Origin of the sequence: Paenibacillus glycinis, assembly GCF_009909185.1 — a bacterium.
Lineage (GTDB): Bacteria > Bacillota > Bacilli > Paenibacillales > Paenibacillaceae > Paenibacillus_Z > Paenibacillus_Z glycinis.
Genome location: NZ_JAAAMV010000011.1, coordinates 147,016 through 163,356, shown reverse-complemented (window position 1 = coordinate 163,356; position 16,341 = coordinate 147,016). Strand labels below are relative to the sequence as shown.

The window sequence follows — 16,341 nt, the reverse complement described above, 5'->3', positions numbered from 1 at the left end:
CGCCCAGCAGCAGCGCCGCGAGCCGCAGCGGCGGCACGGCGCGGAGGATCGGCCGCGCCGAAGCCCCGGTCGTGCCCGCATGGAGGCGCAGCCATGCGCGCACGGCCCCGAGGCGAAGCAGCGCCGCCGCGAGGGCGCTGCCGGCCGCGTCCAGCGGCAAGGCAGGCTCCGCGCCGCCGTCGCCTGCCGCGAGCGCCGCCCGGGCGGCGTCCGCTTCGGCGCCCCCCATCCGCGCCGCCAAGAAGCGCGCGCGATCCGTCTCCCCATCGCGCAGCGCCAAGGCAAATGCATACACCGCGAGCCGTTCCGTATCGGTATCGCCTGTTTCGCAAGCAGACTCCCAGAGCCGCCGCCCCGCCTCCGTTTCGCCCCGCTGGACAAGCCATAACCCGGACGCCAGCGGTCCCGACGAGCGCCCGCCCGCCGCGCCGCCCGCAAGCGACCAGACCGTCTCGGCTTCCGCCGGCAACCGCAGATCGCACAGCCAATCCGCCAGCTCGCGCTCCAGCAACGACGGCCGCGCTGCGGTCGCCAAGCCCGCGCCGCGCAAGCAACGACCTAACGTCTCCGCCGCATCCCGCCACGACGGACGAAACGACGCATCCAGCTGCCCCAGCAGCAGCAGCCGCTGCCAAGCCGGCGCGTAATCCGGCCGATGCCCGATCGCGGAACCGTACGCCGCCGCCGCCTCGTCGAACCGGTACATCCGCTCTAACGCGGAACCGGCCAATCCGAACGACCGGTATGTCCCCGCTCCCTCGGCGGTGGAATAACAGTCCGGCGCCGGGCCGGCCGCCAGCGCGTCGGCTGCGCTTCGCAGCGCGGACAAGGGCTCGTCAAGCGCCAGCAGCGCTTCGCCGCGCGCCTCGTGCAGATCCGCGAAATCCCCGTAGCGCAGGGCGGCCCTGGCGGCGTAACGAACCGCGTCCGCCAGCCGACCTTCCGCCCGGCAGGCATGAACGATTTTGAGCATGGCATCCGAACCGTAGCCGGGATCGCGTTCCATCGCGGCCAGCGGCTCCAGCCAGGTCAGCGCCGCCGCGTATTCGCCGGACGCGAACAGCTCCGCCCCCGCGGCGTACCGCAGCGCCGGATCCTCCGGGGCGATCGCCAGCGCCCGCTCCAGCAGACGACGGTTGCGCGCGAACTTATCCCGTTCCGCGATGACGTTGTCCCGATAGCCTTCATGCGCGATTTCCATCCCTTTCGCGTAGCCGACCGCCCCGTCCCCGAAAGCCTCGTAGACGGCGGAGGCCGCCTCCTCGTGCACCAGTCCGCGAAACCGCACCCGCGCGTCGTTGCGGAACAAGCGGCACACCGCGTCCGACACCGTTTCCCCGCCGCTTCCGACCCGGCTGTTCACTTTGACGAAATAGCCCCCTTTCGCGCCGTCTGCGAGCAGAGCCGACCATGCCTCCGCGCTCGCGACAACCAGCCGTTCATCAGCGTCGAGCACCAGGATCCACGGCTGGACGGCAGAGGCAAGCGATAGGTTCCGGGCCGCGGCAAAATCTTCCTCCCAGGCCGCATGGATCACCTTCGCCCCGCAGGCTACGCCGATCGCGGCCGTATCGTCCGTCGATCCCGTGTCGACGACGATCATCTCCGCGACAAAGGGAGCCGCGGACCGCAAACAATCCGCGAGGAACCGGCTTTCGTTCCGCACGATCATGCAAAGCGACACCGGCAGCGGTGAACCACCGGGACCGTTGGACCCGCTCTCTGTCTCGCTATGTCCGGCCGCCGTCATTCGCATTCACCCCCTGCCGGAGAACGGCAGCGACAGTCGAATGCCTTGGACGGCCAACGCAAGTCCGCTCGCGCCTTGAACCTGCGCCAAATGCCGATCCGCGAGCGCGTACAGCGCCTTTGCGCCGACGAGGATCCCCTCGCGGGCCGATTGATGCGCGGCCGCATCCTCCGAAGGGCGGCCGTCGAGCAGGGTGCCGACGACCGCTCTGACCCGCTGCGCGGCAGCCGTCGCGTCCGAACTCCGTCCGGACAGGAGCAGCGGCAGCCAGTCCCGCGACGCAGGAGGCAGCGCTTCGTCCCCGTTCCCGCCTAGCCATTGCTCGGTCCGCCGCAATGCCTCGAGCCGTATTGCGCCCGGATGATCCGCTCCATCCGTATTCGCCGTCTCCGTCCGATCGCCGGAAGCCGCATCGCTCGCTGCGAGGCCTATCCCTCCCTCTCCTGTTAATGCCGTATCCATCATGAACCCATCGCCATCCGCCGATTCTAAAGCGTCCTCGCCCACCGTAAGGCCCATCCCCGCAAACCCGGACGATGCCGCATCCTTCGTCAAGTCAGCGGCTCCCCTGCCGACTTCGTGCGACTCCGTCTTTCCGGCAGACCCGGACAGGCGGGCGCAAGCATCCGCAAGCTCCAGCCATGGCCGCAGCTTCGCGCGCTCCCCGTCTCCCGCCTGCCGCAGCCGCTCCTCCAGCCACAGGCTCAGCGCCTCGTAGCAGCCGCAGTCGAGCAGGATGCCGGCGAGCTTCTCCGCCGCCTCCGGCGACTCCAGGGCGAAGCGCGACCCGATGAACCCGGCCAGCGCTTCCGGCCGCGCGGAGACGTTCATCATGCGGCAAAGCCGGTACAGCGGCGCGAGCAGGCTCCCCCGGTATCGCACCGCTTCCGCATACCAATGCGCCGCCGTGTCCGCGTCCATTTCCGCTTCGTGCATCATGCCGAGCCAATACGCCGACTGGTACGTGCCCATGCCGTCCTCCGTATGATACAGCGCGGGCGCCCGCCCGATCGCGATCGCGGAGGCAAACGCCCCGGCCGCCTGTCTCCTTCGTCCGAGCGCGGCCAGGCTGACGCCTTTGGCATGCCACAAATCCGGATATTCCGCATACCACGCAAGTCCCGCCTCGGCGCTTTCCAGCGCTTCCTCCCAGCGGCGAAGCACCTGCAGGCAGCTCGTTTCATGCTTCACCAACAGATGCGCGTAGCTGACCGCCGCATAGTCGATGCCCTCCCGCGCCTTTCGGAAGGCCGCAAGCGCCTCCTCCACCTCGCCTGCCCGGAAATGCTCGACACCCAAGTTATAATAGTTGAACCGATTCCCGGGCTCCTCGCGAATGGCCTGCTCCAGCAGCGTCCGGTTGCGGTTCACCTTGTCCTTGGCGGCCACGACCTCCCGCCGGTAGCCGTAATGATGGACAATGACGTCGCTGAGATGAAACCGCGCCTCCGGCGTATGGCGCATGATCGGCGCCGCGATCTGCTCGTGAATCCGCCCCTCGAACCGATATCGCCGGTCGTTGCGGAACATCCGCAGCACGGGATTGATCGTCGCCCCTTCGCCCCCGTCCCCGGAATAATTCCACACGTTCAGGAAGAAGCCCGTGATCTCCCGGTGCAGCGCCATCGTCCGCAGCTGGTCCCGCGTGCCGGCATCCAGCTCCTCGTCGGCATCGAGAAACAAGATCCACTCGCCCTCCGCGTGGACGAGCCCTTTGTTCCGGGCGCCGGCGAAATCCCCGTTCCATTCGCTGCGCAGGACCGCCGCCCCGAAGCTGCGCGCGGCCTCCACGGTGCCGTCGGTCGAGCCGGTATCCACGACGACGATTTGGTCCACGACGCCTTTAACGCTTCGCAGGCATCGCGGCAGGTCGCGGATTTCGTTTTTAACGATCATGCAGAGCGTGATCAGCTTCGTGTTCGCCAACATTCATGCGCCTCCTTTGCACGGCCGTCCACGGCGTCCGCCAGCCCGTCGCTTCCGTGCGGATGATCGCCAGCTGCAGCTGTTCCAAATCGGCCAACGGCCAGCCGCCCCCGAATTCGGCCGTCGCGCGTTCCGCCCATGGCAGCAGCGCTTCCCGGGCCAGCGCGAGCGAGCAGAAGGCCGCCCCAAGCTTGGCGCGCGCGCCCACCCCTTCATCCGGCATCGCGGCCTCGAACATCGACAACGCCTCGCCGTACAGCCCTTTCAGCAGCAAGATCTCGCCGAAAGCAAAGCTTTCCTCCGCCCCCGGCGCCCGCTGCTCCATTCCGCGAAGCAGTCGTCCGGCCGCAGCCTGCGCGTAGCCGTGCCGATACAGCGTTACCCCGTAACGTTCGTTCAGCGCGGGAGCCGCCTGCGCGAGCCTGCCCGCGAGCCGCGGCAGCCCCAGTTCCAATGCCCGTTCCAGCAGCAGCCCGACGAACGGCAGCCACTCTGGCAGCCCCGCATCCGCGCCCGGCGTCCGCGCCGAACGAACCGCCACGTAAGGCGCGGCATACCGCTCCACCGCAGATAACCGCTCCGCCAGCTCGCCATGCGCACTCGCCAGCATTTCGCGCAGCGTTCCGCCGAGCGGCATGCCCGCCTCCCAGCCGCAGAGCGCGGCGTCCGCGCAAAGCGCGGCGAACAGCGGATGTTGCTGGCGCGCAGTCGCAGGTGCCTGCGTTTGCATCTGCGTAACCTTCTCCGCCATGGCTCCGGCTGCCAATTGCTGCGCGATGTCCGCCGCTACCCCTTCGCGAGCATGCTCGAAGCCTGCATCCGTCTGCCTCCGATTTGCAGCCGTTCCTTCGACTGCCGCCGCTGTTTCGGTCTCGGCTGCTCCGACTGACTTCGCTGACCGTGGCGCTTCAAGCCACCCCAGCAGCAGCGCCCGGGCGGCGCCCGCATCCCCCGCGCCGGCAAGCGCCGCCGCATAGGCGCGAATCTCCGCCGGCGCGAGCGGCTTCGCCTCGCGCCACAGCGGCAGCGCGGCGGCATAGGCGCCGATGCCGCCAAGCACCCGGGCGAGCAGCGCCGCATCCCCCGGCGCCGCTTCGCCCAAGCTCGAAGCCAGCGCGGCGCGGATGGCTTCGTCGTTCTCGCCCACGGCCTGCAGCTGCTCCGCCCAGCCGGCCAGGGCCGGCCCGTAGCGCGGCGCCTCCGCGGCCGCCGCCGCATAGGCGCGCAGCGCGTGCTCGGCGCGGCCGAGGGCGGCCTCCGCCGCCGCGATCCCGCAGCGGGCGCGGAAGCTGCCCGCGCCCGCCTCGCGCACGGAGCCGCCGGCGGCCGCGCCTGCCGCCAGCGCGGCTTCGTACGCGCCGCGCGCTTCCAAAGCGCGGCGCTGCGCCATCAAGCTGTCGCCGTACGCCAGCTGCACGTCCGGACAGTCCGCGTAGCGGTCGACTTCCCGGTGCAGCATGGCCGCGGCGCCGTCCGCATCGCCGATCGCCAGCAGCGCCTTAGCCCGGTCGCGGACGAGCGACGCCCGGTACGGCGCATCCGCCGGCGCAAACAAAGAAGCCAAAGCAAACGCCGCGCAGGCATCCTTTGGCTTGTTCAACTGGCAGAGCGTAACGCCCCTATTGTACAGGTGAAACGGATGGTCCGGCTCCTCACGCAGCGCCTTGCCGATCAGCCGAAGATTGCGCTCGGCCTTTGCCTTTCGCGCCATCATCTCCGGCAAATATCCGTCGTGCCGCAGCCGCAGTCCGCACAGCGGCCCATCGACCGCAATCTTCCTTGCGCCCGGACGGACAAGCTGTTCATGGATCGCGCCCGCGTAGCGCAGCCCGCAATCCGCGCGGAAAAGACGCATCGCTTCATGCGATAGCGTCTCGTTCGCTTCGTGGCCGTACCGGCTCTCCATCCGCACGGAGAAGCCGTCCTCCTGCGCCTCGCGCAGCATGCGCCGCAGGCTGGTCCGGTCATAACCGGCCTCCAGCCATTCGTCCGCGTCCAGCACGAGCACCCATACCGTACGCGCCGCTTCCAATCCCGCATTGCGGGCAGCGGCAAAATCATCCTCCCACGCCGCCCGGACGATCCGTGCCCCGTACGCTTTTGCAATGTCCACGGTCCTGTCGCCGGACCCGGTATCCGTCACGACGATTTCGTCCGCAAGCCCCCGTACGCTCTGCAAGCAGCGACCAAGGACATCCTCTTCGTTGCAGGCCAGGACATGTATGCCGAGCAGCATGGAATCACGCTCCCAAATTAAGTGCCTTGCGCGTTAAAGTACACGTCGACGGTCGTCGAGTTTCCCGCGGCGGACGATCTGTAGGCCAGCCGGGTGTATTTCAGGAACCGCTGCGGTACGAGAACATCCACGCTGCCGGCGGAAATCCCCGTCGACGTATCCACGTCCGCGTACCAGTTGGTGCCGTCCGCGCTGATTTCTACGCGGGCGTCCGCTTTGTTCGTGCCCGGTCCCCGGTTGTAGACGAAGAAGGAATACGTGCCGAGCACGCTCGTCGTCACCGGATTAAGCGCCGTAAACGCATTGGCCGTCACAAGCGCCGTATTCGCCTGCTCGACAAAGCTTTTCTGCGAGATCGACGTCAAGCTGCTGAGCGTTCCCCCCGTGATCGTCGCGCCAAGCACGCTCGTGATCGTGCCGTTCAGCAGATTCGTCAGCGTTCCTGCCGTGATCGTCGCGCCAAGCACGCTCGTCAACGTTCCATTGAGCAGGTTGTCGATCGTCCCTACGCTCACCGTTCCGCCCGAGATCGCTACCGTACCGGCGGTGATCGTCGCGCCCATCACGCTCGTAATCGTACCGTTCAGCAGGTTCGTCAACGTTCCTGCCGTGATTGTCGCACCAAGCACGCTGGTCAAAGTACCAGCCGTAATCGTCGCACCCATCACGCTCGTCAACGTTCCATCCAGCAGGTTGTCGATCGTCCCTACGCTCACCGTTCCGCCCGAGATCGCTACCGTACCGGCGGTGATCGTAGCACCCATCACGCTCGTAATCGTACCGTTCAGCAGGTTCGTCAACGTTCCTGCCGTGATTGTCGCACCAAGCACGCTTGTCAGCGTTCCATTCAGCAAGTTCGTCAGCGTTCCCGCCGTGATCGTTGCGCCCATCACGCTCGTGAGCGTGCCATCCAGCAAGTTATCGATCGTACCAGCCGTGATCGTCGCACCCATCACGCTCGTCAATGTTCCGTCCAGCAGATTGTCGATCGTGCCGACGCTCACCGTTCCGCCCGAGATCGCCACCGTACCGGCGGTGATCGTCGCGCCCATCACGCTGGTGATCGTACCGTTCAGCAGGTTCGTCAGCGTGCCCGCCGTAATCGTTGCGCCGAGCACGCTTGTCAACGTTCCCGCCGTGATCGTTGCGCCCATCACGCTCGTAATCGTTCCGTTCAACAGGTTGCCGATCGTGCCGACGGACACCGTACCGCCCGTAATCGTCACGCCGGAGATGCTGCTGATCGTACCATCCAGAATAATATTCAGTATATGGCCGGCCGTATCCGTTGCTACCGGCTGCGGCGTCAGCGTATCGTCCTGACCGAATATTAACGTGCGCAGTTTGTCTGGATTCGGGTTAAAAGAAGAAAAATTCGGCATCGTTCCTCACTCTACTTTCACTAGATAGTTCGCTCACTTCCGGTTCTCATGATTTAGGTGATCCTTTGCGACTGAAAATAAACGGTGACTCCCGTCGGCTTGCCCTCGTGCATGGATTTCACGAGCAGCCGGGTAAACGCTTGAAAGCGTACCGGCACGACCACGGCCGTTTGCCCATTCGGCACGATTTCCTCCACGTCCACCGTGTAATCCCTGCCGTTGGGGCCGATTTCCACCTGCGCTAGCGCAGGCTCGCTTCCCCGATTGACGACGGCATACGAATACACGGATTTATTCGAGGTATCCTGTGCGGGCAGCGCGACGAAATCGTCCGTCGTGGAGACCTCCAGAAAAACCTGTTCCGAATAGATGCTGCTTGCCGGCCGGCTTTTCTTTCTTTTGCAAGGATGCTTCGATGCGCCGTTCTTGTTGCAACGCAGGGGAAAGATGCTGCTTCTCTCCTGCTGGTGACAGCGCCGGGACTTTTTTTTCATATCATCTTCCCCTTAGCGTAACGCTTCTCTACTTTATGTTTTCAACTCTTCCACGGAAACGGCAGCTGTCCGCGGGTTGAGAGGCCCCTTTTTGTCGAATTCCATATTTCCCCATGTCGGTAAAGGGAGCATGCCCCATATACTGCATAAGAATACCTTGCCACGCGGCAGGCCGACTTGACGAGAAAGAGGTGCTGCATGAACAATTACAACGTGTTTAATACCGAACATAATCCCGTCTATATGCAGCAAAACAACGTCTTTACCGCGCCCGGCATCAACGGCCCCCCTGAACTCGACGCCGCCAAGAGCGGCTTTCTCTTCCTATTGAATACCGGGAGCGTCGCCGTCGGCGCCGGCAACTCGCTGATGCTTCAGGCGACCAATCCTTCGGGCAGCGGAAAAAGGCTCTATATCTCCCGTATATCCGGCGGCACGACCGCCGCGGCGACGCTGGCGATCGCCTCCGGCGGCACGATCACGGGCGGCACGACGCCTGTCCCGTTCAACGCTTTATTCGGCAGCGCCACGACGAGCGTTGCCACGACCCGACAGAATACGGGCACGCTCGGCGGCGCGCCCACGACGGCCATGGTCATGCAGATTACGGCAGGGATGTACTTAATCGACTTCGCGGGCGGTCTCGTCGTGCAGGCGAACCAGACGATTTCCATGACGCTCGGCACCGTCGCGCTGACCGGCTCGATCAATCTCACCTGGTGGGAGGCGTAGCGGCGTGCCGAACCATTTTATATTCGACCAAAGCAACAGCAATTTCTTCGGACGGTTGGTCAATACGTACGCCGCGCCGGGCGTGGTCGCCCCGCCCGACAACAACGCGACCGTCAACGCGCGGGAATACATCTCCAGCTTCTCCACCTCGTCTTCGCTGGGACTGCTCGGCGGCTCCGTCGTCGCGGCCATGCAGGTCTCGAATCCCGCCGGCAGCGGCCGGAACCTCTACGTCTCTCGCATCACGGGCGGCGTCGGCATCTCGCTCAGCCTGCTCTCTTCCTTCAGCGGATCGCTGACGCTCACGCGCGCCGGAACGATCGCGTCCCCGTCGACGCTGACGCCGTTCAATACGCAGTTCGGCAGCGCCGCGACAAGCGTCGTGACGGCGAGATCCTCCACGAGCGCGATCACGGCCGGCACGAACTTCCTCGAATTCCCGCTCAACCCGGGCATGTTCAGCTTCGATTACGGCGGAGGCCTCATCGTCCCGCCGAACCAGAACATCTCCATCACGGTCAGCGCGGCGCTCAGCGTAGCCGGCGTGCTCGCCTCCTTTACCAACATGATATGGTGGGAAGGCTGACGTCATTGGCCGCAGGATACAAGTTTCGAAACGAGCGCAAACAAACAGCGGCTGCCCCGTCGAAAACGGAAGCAGCCGCTGTTTGTTTGCCATATGCGATTGACGGCCGAAGCCTATAGCCCGGCGTCGCAGGATTGCGTGTGCGCTTCGACCGTCAACTTGCGCAGCTGATCGCGCAGCGATTCGATCCCCTCCGGGGTGAGGCTCGTCTGGCAGAAGACGCGCTCCGGAATCTCCGCGGCCCGCTCCTTCAGCGCCCGCCCTTCGGGCGTCAGACGGACGATGACGCTGCGCTCGTCCTGCGGGTCGCGCTCGCGCCTGAGCAGCTTCAGCCCTTCGAGCTTCTTGAGCAGCGGCGTCAGCGTGCCCGAATCCAGGTACAGCCTGCGCCCAAGCTCCTTCACGGCCACTTCGTCCTTCTCCCACAGCGCGAGCAGGGTGACATACTGCGTATACGTGATGCCAAGCTCATCCAGGAATGGACGATACAGCTTCGTTACCTCGCGCGAACAGGCATAGAGGGCAAAACAGAGCTGATTGTCCAGCTCAAGCAGCGCGCTCTTATCCATCTTGTCTATCCCTCTTTCCGCAGCATTCGTCTATCGGCTTGTGAATGCAATTTAATTGCATGCAATTTATGTGGTTAGAATATCAGCTGACGGTAGGACTGTCAACTGTATTCCGCGGCGGTTTCCCGCTTCAATTTCATGAATTCCCGCAGCATGGCCACGCGCCATACGACGATCATGCCGAACGCCAGCACGAAGAACAGCGCCCCCGTCTGCGGAATCGACACCTTGGACTCCACCGCGTCATGGACCAGCAGTCGGACGATCAATAGTCCGAGCAGGATGAACACGAACATTTTGGACCGTTTCAGCACGATCTCGTCCCCGATCCGCTCCAGCTTGGACGTCCGGATCAGCGGATAGGCGAAGACCGTGGCGCCCGCGGCGAACGCGATCAGCGCCCACGTCCACGGCACGTGCGTCATCGGCGCGACGAACATGAGAAACCCAGTGGACATGCCGAGCGGCGGGATGATGATTTTGCGCATCGTCGTGGGACGATTGCTCGCGCGAAGCCGCAGGAACATGACCGCGACGCCGGAAAGCAGCGTGACGACGATCGACGCGACATGGCCGAACGATACGGAGTTCGGAAGAAAGCTCATCATGGGCGCACTCCTTTAGAGCAATGGCTTGGTCGATTCGACAACTTCTCTCTTATCCTACCTATTTTGCGCCGCCGTTGCAAACGCCGCCAATCGCGGATCAATCGCCGGCGAGCGCGTCCCGGTGAATTTTCACGACCGCCTTGCGGATCGGCATGTCTTCTTCCGCCGAGCAGTTCGGGCGGTGGATATCCGTCGGGAACAACACGACGAAATCGCCCGGCCGCAGATAGAGCGCGTTCTCGCCCAGCACCTCGTCGTAGAACGCGATATCCTGCGCGTCGTAACGGTTGTCCGTGACGATCTGATCCTCGGATACTTTGGCGACGCGCATCTGCTCGCGGCCCTGCAGCAGCAGTTGGATATCCGTATGCAGCAGATGCGTCTCCGGCTTGACTTCCCGCCACGGCCGCGTCTCCGGTTCATTGATCAGCAGATGCATGCCCGGTTCGCCGAACTCGTGCCGCCCTGCGGGCAGCGCGTCCAGATCCGTGCTTTGCAGCCGCTCGATCGCGCGCCTGACGGCCGCGGGAAACGTATGCTTTTCCCGTTCCCAATTGTTCATATCGCTGAAAATCATCGCATTTAGCCTCCCTCGGGAATGATCGCCTTGACCCTGCCTACGTCGCCGCTCTGCAGGCGTACCTTGATGCCGTGCGGATGGTTCGGCGAATTCGTCAAAATGTCCTTGACGACGCCGCGGGTCAGACGGCCCGTCGCCTGGTCTTGCTTCAGTACGATATCGACCGTCAAGCCCGGTCTAATGTTGGCGCGTTGTTGTCCGTTTAAGCTCATGCGGAGAGTACTCCTTCTCGTTTGCGTTTTTCTGCTCCCCATCATAAGCCAGCGGGCAAGGGAAGTAAAGGATGGGCAGGCGCGCCGATTTTTCGATTGACAGTGAGAATGAGAATTACTATCATTAGAAATAGAAAAGCGCGCTTCAAGCAGAGAGGCAGGTTCCGGACGCATGAAGAAAATCAAATACTGCTGCCGCAACTTCAAGCATGGCTCCAAATCCGTGTTCAAGTCGCTGAAGCAGGAGTTCCCCGATTTGAAGCAGAAGAAGAAGGACTGTCTCGGCAACTGCAGGCTGTGCGCCAAGCAATGCATGGTTCTGATCGGCAAGACCGAAGTCGTCGTCGCCCCGACCGCGGACGTTCTGTATGCGAAGCTGAAGCATCGGATAGGCTAATATGGAATAGTATGGTACGATAGGAGAAGAAGCGCCGGATCGCCAGGATCCGACGACCTTCTTCTCTTTGCGTTTACCTGCGACCATATTGAAAAGGGAGGTGCGGCCGATGATGAACGAAACGCTCAGCGAGGCTTTGAACGAGCAGCTGAACTTCGAGTTTTATTCCGCGCACGTGTATCTGGCGATTGCCGCCTATTGCTCCGGCGAAAGCCTGGACGGCTTCGCGAATTTCTTTATCGTGCAAGCCGAGGAAGAACGTTTCCACGCGATGAAAATGTACAAGTATCTCAATGACCGCGGCAAGCGCGTCAAGCTGGACGGCATGGGCACACCCAACAATGACTATAGCTCCGTTCTCGAGGCGTTCGAGCACGCCTATCACCACGAGCAAGAAGTCACCAAGCGCATCTATCATCTGTCGGATCTCGCCATGAACGACCGCGAGCATGCGACCATCCAGTTTCTGAAATGGTTCATCGACGAGCAGGTCGAGGAAGAAGCGATGTTCGACAGCATCATCAACAAGCTGAAGCGCATCGACACGGACAGCAACGCGTTCTTCATGCTCGACACGGAGTTCGCGGGACGGACGTTCGTGCCGCCGACCAACGCGTAACGCTTCGAATCCAATGCCAAACGCACGAAAGGACAGCCCCCGGGGGCTGTCCTTTTTGCATGCCGTTAGACTTCTTCCCGGCCACGGTCTGCCGTCCTCAAAATCCGCATCTATCCTGCAACGATCAGCGGCGGCGGGTCATCAGAATGGTAAGCGCGAACTTCGGCAGCACCAGCTGGCGGCGCCAGCGCGAAGGCTGCTTCAGCAGCCGGTACAGCCACTCGACGTTCAGCTTCTGCCAGATGACGGGCGCGCGCTTCACCTTGCCCGCGATGACGTCGAGGCTGCCGCCGACGCCGAAGGCGACCTTCGCCGACAACCGGCTCTTGTGCTTGTAGATCCAGCGTTCGGCATTCGGCGCGCCGAGCGCGACGATCAAGAGATCCGGCCGCTTCCGTTCGATATCCGCCACGAGCTCCTCTTCCTGGGCACCCTTGAAGTAGCCGTTCTGCCGGCCGACGATCTCCACGCCGGGGTACTTCGCCTCGATGATGCCGACGGCCTTCGCGTTCGTCTCCTCGTCCGCGCCGACGACGTACAGCGAGAAGCCGCGCGTCGCCGCGCCTTCCAATAGACGAATCAGCAAATCATAGCCCGTCACGCGCTCCGGGATCTGCGTGCCCTGCCACTTGGCCGCGAGCACGACGCCGATGCCGTCCGGCGTAATCAGGTCCGCCGCGTCGACGATCCGCCGCAGCTCCGGCTGCTGCTTTGCCGCCATCACGATCTCGGGATTGGCCGTAATCAGATGGAACGGTCCCGGCTGCGACCTATGTTCGCCCGCGAGCTCCCCCTGCAGCAGCTTCACCGTATCCGAAAGCGTCATTTTCGAGAATGGAACGCCCAGAATCTTGACGCTATCCATGCCTTCACCTTCCTCTTCACACTCATGCTGTCCCTTATTGTAGCATAAAGGCGGGCGGGCTCGCATGCCGGCGCCCGTTCGCGCGCAGTTCCGATCGTGCGTGCCGGAATAGCCCTATTGGAACTTATCCGCCAGCCAGCGGATGAAATCCCCGACGATCGGCACGAGGCCGAAACCGTGATCGCCGATGGCGACCAAGCCGTAGACGCGCTCGCCGATCGCCACGGCACCGATGACATGCTCCCCGATGGCTACCGCGCCTAACGCGTTCTCGCCGATGGCGACGGCCCCAAGCGCGGACTGTCCGATGGCCACCGCGCCGAGGGCCAGGTCGCCGATCGCTACCGCCCCGCCGGCAAAGCCGCCCGAGAGCGCGACGGCCCCAAGCGCCAGCATGGCGCCGATCGCCACCGCGCCGAACGACAGGATGCCCACCGCTACCGCGCCGCCGGCGACAAGCCCGACCGCGATATCGCCGAGCGCGACGAGGCCGAAGGCGACTTTCGGTTTTCCCCTTCCCGCGCTGGTGCGGATGCTGATGACGGGAAACTTGGAGCTTGGCCATTGATAGTCGATCTCGTGACGTCCATTATTCCCCAAATAGCGGTTGAATCGAAGCAGCCGGCTCCACTCGAACATGACGCGCCATCACTCCCTCTCGGTCCCATGGGTGATTCAAACCTTTCTTTCAAGCGTATACTAAATGCAAGAGCGCAGGCAACCGTAAGAGCCTGTCGATGAGAGATTTATTTCGCCGCGGGTACGCGGATTCGCATTCCAGAAAGGCAGGTGGATGCTAGATGACAAGAAAACTTGCATTTCCGATCGGAGCAATCGTCCTCGTGCTGGCTTTGACCGTTCTCGCGGGTTGCTCCGGCAAGCCGCGCAACGTCGCCGACACCTCGGGCAGGGAGCCTGCGGTCATTCAAGCAAGCGGCGCCGAAGCGGCGACGGCCGCGCCCGATTCTTCGATCGCGGGGAACGCCGGCGGCTCGGTCGATAGAACAGGACCGGAAATCGGCGGGCCGATCGATAAATCAGACAAGGGAAACGGCGGGCCGATCGCTTCGCCGCCCGAACAGTCGGATGGTAGCGGAGCTACCGGAGTTGGATCTAACGCCGGCGCGGGCACGAAAGCCGGAACGGGTGACGCAACGAATGCAGAGAAGAAACCGGACACGAAGCCGGTTGATGGCGGAGCTGTCGGAGTCGGATCTAACGCCGGTGCGAGCACGAAAGCCGGAACGGGTGACGCAACGAATGCAGAGAAGAAGCCGGATACGAAGCCGAAGATCGCCGCGGCAAACGAGGCATTTCGCATCTACGCGCCTACGGAGGACAGCGTGGTCGGCAAATCGTTTACCGTGAAGGGAGAGGCGCGCGTATTCGAAGCGGCCTTCGGCTACACCTTCGAGGACGGGCACAACGTGCTGGCCGAAGGTCATGCGATGGCCGACCAGGGCGCGCCGGAATGGGGGAATTTCGAGCTCAAGATTGCGCTGAACGACCTGCCGACCAGTCCGACCGGCGTGCTGACGATCTATGAATCAAGCGCCAAAGACGGCGCCCATGTCCATGAACTGCATATTGCCTATACCTTCGAGAAAGGGATATTGAATCTCGGAGCGTATGACGCGGCCTGACGGTGCAGACGAAGCTTTCCCGCCGCCGCTTCGCAGCTCCCTCCGATCTGCTTGATTAACTGCCCGCATCCTCGCCGCAGGTCGGCATCGGAACAACGACAAAGGCGGCTGCCATCCGGCAGCCGCCTCATTGCCGTCCGCGCATCGGCGCAGCTAATCGGCGCCATGCAGCGCGTCGAGCGCCTCCGCGGTGTCAGCCAGGAAAAAGAACTGCTTCCCCTGGTTGCACTCGTAAATGAAATCCCGCAGGCTCTTGCTCTCGTACCCGCCGAAATCGCCGACGACCGCGAGCTTGACGCGGTAATTGGTATACTTCTGCAAAATCTCCCCGGCAAGCTTCGTCCGAAGCTCGAAGAAGTCCTCCGCGATATTCTCTTTGCGGATAAGCAGCTTATGAGCGCCTTCGGCATAGTTGACCGAAGCCATCATATCTAGCGCGTCCTGCACGTCGCCGATGACGATGCCGTCGCTTGCGATGACGGCGACTTTGGACGCGCCCCTTTGATCGATCGTAATGTTCATATTGCGCCTCCTGTCCGTGAACGTAATGGACCTGCCGGTCCGATTGCATACCCCTGCTCCTCGTCCCTGCGAGCTTAGTTCTATCATAGCGTCGGCGTCCGCCGGATGAAAGCCGTATTTTCGTCCCGCGGTTTCGCGAGCCGGCGATCCGGCTTTCGATATCGGCCTTTGCGGCGGCGCGCCGTTCGTGCCTATCCGCCATATGGCCGATGGAAAACAAAGACCGGCGATCGCTCGCCGGCCCTTTATCGTTGATTTGCTGCCGCGATTCCGACATTCGCGCTTCGGACGATCGCATTCCGCTTGCACGGCTTCGTTGCGCGCTTCGGCACGGACGCTTCTCCGCTGACGTTCGAACATCAGCCGCCGAGCAGCCCCGCTTCCTTCAAATTCAAATAGCTGGCCATGATCGTTTCGACCGGCGACAAGTTGCGCAGCCGATCCTGCTCGACGATCATCCATTCCACTCCGATCTCGCGGGCTTTTTGAATCGCGGGCGCGATGCGGACGATGCCGGTACCGACGGCCGTCCAGCGGTCCGGCTCTTGGATCGTCGTCACGTCCTTCACGTGGATGGCGGGCACGCGGCCGGCCATGCTGCCCAGCACGCGCACGGGATCGGCCCCGCCCATCGTGATCCAGGCGATATCGAGCTCGAAATGGACCGCTTTCGGATCGGTGTTCTCGGCCAACATCTCCATCGCGCATATGCCGTTCCACGACGTCTTGAACTCATGGGCGTGGTTGTGATAACAGAGCTTGATGCCTTCCGCGGCCAGCCTGGCCCCCGCCGCGTTGTACAGCCCTGCATCGCGCAGCAGCTCCTCCTCGGAGTCGCACGGCCCCCACCAGACGGAAACATGGGAGGTTTGGATCGCCGCCGCATTCGCGATCAGCTTGTCCAGCTCCCCGCGCAGCGATTCGCGGCTCGCGCTGAGCGTGACCGCATGCAGCCCGAGCGCCCGGAACCGCCGCATATTGCTGCCGACGTCGCCTTCAAGCAGCCACCGTTCGGCGCCTTCGATCCCCTGGTAGCCGATCGCGGCCGCCGTGCTCATCGCGCCCCAGAAGTCGGCCTTCGCCTCCTCGGTCAAGATCCCGATCAACCCAAGCTTCGGGTTCGTCATTACGTCATTCACGCTCCTTGCCCCGCTTTCGGCGCGGAGTGGCCGGCTTCCGAATGCCGACAAAACGGTTTGTCCGGCAGGGCCGCGTCGCGG

At 63.3% G+C, this 16,341-nt stretch carries 18 protein-coding genes; 5 read left to right on the top strand and 13 right to left on the bottom strand.

Annotation, left to right across the window (positions count from 1 at the left end):
* The 5 genes from GT019_RS15705 to GT019_RS15680 all read right to left on the bottom strand — a co-directional run.
* Window positions 1-1,750 (bottom strand): glycosyltransferase (locus tag GT019_RS15705; protein ID WP_161744128.1); only part of this gene is annotated, 1,750 nt, incomplete at its 3' end.
* Between the two features lie 6 nt (window positions 1,751-1,756).
* Window positions 1,757-3,679, bottom strand: coding sequence for a glycosyltransferase (locus tag GT019_RS15700; protein WP_161744127.1), 1,923 nt, complete (start codon window positions 3,677-3,679; stop codon window positions 1,757-1,759).
* Window positions 3,636-5,912 carry a glycosyltransferase family 2 protein gene (locus GT019_RS15695; RefSeq protein ID WP_161744126.1) on the bottom strand — a complete coding sequence of 759 codons (2,277 nt, stop codon included), beginning with the start codon at window positions 5,910-5,912 and terminating at the stop codon, window positions 3,636-3,638. Before GT019_RS15695 ends, GT019_RS15700 begins: the two co-directional genes overlap by 44 nt.
* Before the next feature lie 17 nt (window positions 5,913-5,929).
* A complete protein-coding gene (locus tag GT019_RS15690; RefSeq protein ID WP_235948238.1) occupies window positions 5,930-7,294 on the bottom strand; it encodes a DUF6385 domain-containing protein in 1,365 nt (454 codons plus the stop codon).
* Between the two features lie 53 nt (window positions 7,295-7,347).
* The gene (locus GT019_RS15680; RefSeq protein ID WP_161744125.1) at window positions 7,348-7,788 is read right to left on the bottom strand and encodes a DUF6385 domain-containing protein; all 441 of its coding nucleotides are present in this window, start codon (window positions 7,786-7,788) and stop codon (window positions 7,348-7,350) included.
* A gap of 198 nt (window positions 7,789-7,986) precedes the next feature.
* Here GT019_RS15680 and GT019_RS15675 point away from each other — a divergent pair, with 198 nt between their 5' ends.
* A complete protein-coding gene (locus GT019_RS15675) occupies window positions 7,987-8,520 on the top strand; it encodes a hypothetical protein (RefSeq protein ID WP_161744124.1) in 534 nt (177 codons plus the stop codon).
* Window positions 8,521-8,524: 4 nt separating this feature from the next.
* Window positions 8,525-9,106, top strand: coding sequence for a hypothetical protein (locus GT019_RS15670; protein ID WP_161744123.1), 582 nt, complete (start codon window positions 8,525-8,527; stop codon window positions 9,104-9,106).
* Window positions 9,107-9,219: 113 nt separating this feature from the next.
* Here GT019_RS15670 and GT019_RS15665 read toward each other — a convergent pair whose 3' ends face one another.
* From GT019_RS15665 to GT019_RS15650, 4 genes are all read right to left on the bottom strand, one after another.
* The gene (locus GT019_RS15665) at window positions 9,220-9,675 is read right to left on the bottom strand and encodes a MarR family winged helix-turn-helix transcriptional regulator (protein ID WP_161744122.1); all 456 of its coding nucleotides are present in this window, start codon (window positions 9,673-9,675) and stop codon (window positions 9,220-9,222) included.
* A 101-nt stretch (window positions 9,676-9,776) separates the two neighbouring features.
* Complete coding sequence (locus tag GT019_RS15660; protein WP_235948234.1) at window positions 9,777-10,283, bottom strand: CcdC family protein; 507 nt, start codon at window positions 10,281-10,283, stop codon at window positions 9,777-9,779.
* Between the two features lie 97 nt (window positions 10,284-10,380).
* Complete coding sequence (locus tag GT019_RS15655; protein WP_161744121.1) at window positions 10,381-10,860, bottom strand: YhcH/YjgK/YiaL family protein; 480 nt, start codon at window positions 10,858-10,860, stop codon at window positions 10,381-10,383.
* Window positions 10,861-10,865: 5 nt separating this feature from the next.
* Window positions 10,866-11,075 (bottom strand): YwbE family protein, encoded by a 210-nt coding sequence (locus tag GT019_RS15650; protein WP_161744120.1) that lies wholly within the window; start codon window positions 11,073-11,075, stop codon window positions 10,866-10,868.
* Between the two features lie 172 nt (window positions 11,076-11,247).
* On the opposite strand from GT019_RS15650, the gene GT019_RS15645 reads away from it, so the two are divergent.
* Both GT019_RS15645 and GT019_RS15640 read left to right on the top strand, forming a co-directional pair.
* Complete coding sequence (locus GT019_RS15645; RefSeq protein WP_161744119.1) at window positions 11,248-11,472, top strand: DUF1450 domain-containing protein; 225 nt, start codon at window positions 11,248-11,250, stop codon at window positions 11,470-11,472.
* A gap of 112 nt (window positions 11,473-11,584) precedes the next feature.
* Entirely contained in the window at window positions 11,585-12,091 is a 507-nt protein-coding gene (locus GT019_RS15640) for a ferritin (RefSeq protein ID WP_161744140.1), read from the top strand.
* Window positions 12,092-12,215: 124 nt separating this feature from the next.
* On the opposite strand, the gene GT019_RS15635 is transcribed toward GT019_RS15640, so the two are convergent.
* Both GT019_RS15635 and GT019_RS15630 read right to left on the bottom strand, forming a co-directional pair.
* A complete protein-coding gene (locus GT019_RS15635) occupies window positions 12,216-12,956 on the bottom strand; it encodes a WecB/TagA/CpsF family glycosyltransferase (protein ID WP_161744118.1) in 741 nt (246 codons plus the stop codon).
* A gap of 114 nt (window positions 12,957-13,070) precedes the next feature.
* Window positions 13,071-13,595, bottom strand: a complete 525-nt coding sequence (locus tag GT019_RS15630; RefSeq protein WP_161744117.1) for a hypothetical protein — start codon at window positions 13,593-13,595, stop codon at window positions 13,071-13,073.
* A gap of 161 nt (window positions 13,596-13,756) precedes the next feature.
* On the opposite strand from GT019_RS15630, the gene GT019_RS15625 reads away from it, so the two are divergent.
* Window positions 13,757-14,599, top strand: coding sequence for a Gmad2 immunoglobulin-like domain-containing protein (locus GT019_RS15625; RefSeq protein WP_161744116.1), 843 nt, complete (start codon window positions 13,757-13,759; stop codon window positions 14,597-14,599).
* Between the two features lie 153 nt (window positions 14,600-14,752).
* Here the strand turns inward: GT019_RS15625 and GT019_RS15620 are convergent, their stop codons facing one another.
* Both GT019_RS15620 and GT019_RS15615 read right to left on the bottom strand, forming a co-directional pair.
* A complete protein-coding gene (locus GT019_RS15620; protein ID WP_161744115.1) occupies window positions 14,753-15,121 on the bottom strand; it encodes a DUF4180 domain-containing protein in 369 nt (122 codons plus the stop codon).
* A gap of 359 nt (window positions 15,122-15,480) precedes the next feature.
* Complete coding sequence (locus GT019_RS15615) at window positions 15,481-16,248, bottom strand: sugar phosphate isomerase/epimerase family protein (RefSeq protein ID WP_161744114.1); 768 nt, start codon at window positions 16,246-16,248, stop codon at window positions 15,481-15,483.
* Between the last annotated feature and the right edge of the window lie 93 nt (window positions 16,249-16,341).

Bases quoted from the DNA above. Each gene is read 5' to 3' on its own strand.
- GT019_RS15700 (WP_161744127.1), bottom strand. From the start codon at position 3,679: ATGTTGGCGAACACGAAGCTGATCACGCTCTGCATGATCGTTAAAAAC.
- GT019_RS15695 (WP_161744126.1), bottom strand. From the start codon at position 5,912: ATGCTGCTCGGCATACATGTCCTGGCCTGCAACGAAGAGGATGTCCTT.
- GT019_RS15690 (WP_235948238.1), bottom strand. From the start codon at position 7,294: ATGCCGAATTTTTCTTCTTTTAACCCGAATCCAGACAAACTGCGCACG.
- GT019_RS15680 (WP_161744125.1), bottom strand. From the start codon at position 7,788: ATGAAAAAAAAGTCCCGGCGCTGTCACCAGCAGGAGAGAAGCAGCATC.
- GT019_RS15675 (WP_161744124.1), top strand. From the start codon at position 7,987: ATGAACAATTACAACGTGTTTAATACCGAACATAATCCCGTCTATATG.
- GT019_RS15665 (WP_161744122.1), bottom strand. From the start codon at position 9,675: ATGGATAAGAGCGCGCTGCTTGAGCTGGACAATCAGCTCTGTTTTGCC.
- GT019_RS15660 (WP_235948234.1), bottom strand. From the start codon at position 10,283: ATGATGAGCTTTCTTCCGAACTCCGTATCGTTCGGCCATGTCGCGTCG.
- GT019_RS15655 (WP_161744121.1), bottom strand. From the start codon at position 10,860: ATGATTTTCAGCGATATGAACAATTGGGAACGGGAAAAGCATACGTTT.
- GT019_RS15650 (WP_161744120.1), bottom strand. From the start codon at position 11,075: ATGAGCTTAAACGGACAACAACGCGCCAACATTAGACCGGGCTTGACG.
- GT019_RS15645 (WP_161744119.1), top strand. From the start codon at position 11,248: ATGAAGAAAATCAAATACTGCTGCCGCAACTTCAAGCATGGCTCCAAA.
- GT019_RS15640 (WP_161744140.1), top strand. From the start codon at position 11,585: ATGAACGAAACGCTCAGCGAGGCTTTGAACGAGCAGCTGAACTTCGAG.
- GT019_RS15635 (WP_161744118.1), bottom strand. From the start codon at position 12,956: ATGGATAGCGTCAAGATTCTGGGCGTTCCATTCTCGAAAATGACGCTT.
- GT019_RS15630 (WP_161744117.1), bottom strand. From the start codon at position 13,595: ATGTTCGAGTGGAGCCGGCTGCTTCGATTCAACCGCTATTTGGGGAAT.
- GT019_RS15625 (WP_161744116.1), top strand. From the start codon at position 13,757: ATGACAAGAAAACTTGCATTTCCGATCGGAGCAATCGTCCTCGTGCTG.
- GT019_RS15620 (WP_161744115.1), bottom strand. From the start codon at position 15,121: ATGAACATTACGATCGATCAAAGGGGCGCGTCCAAAGTCGCCGTCATC.
- GT019_RS15615 (WP_161744114.1), bottom strand. From the start codon at position 16,248: ATGACGAACCCGAAGCTTGGGTTGATCGGGATCTTGACCGAGGAGGCG.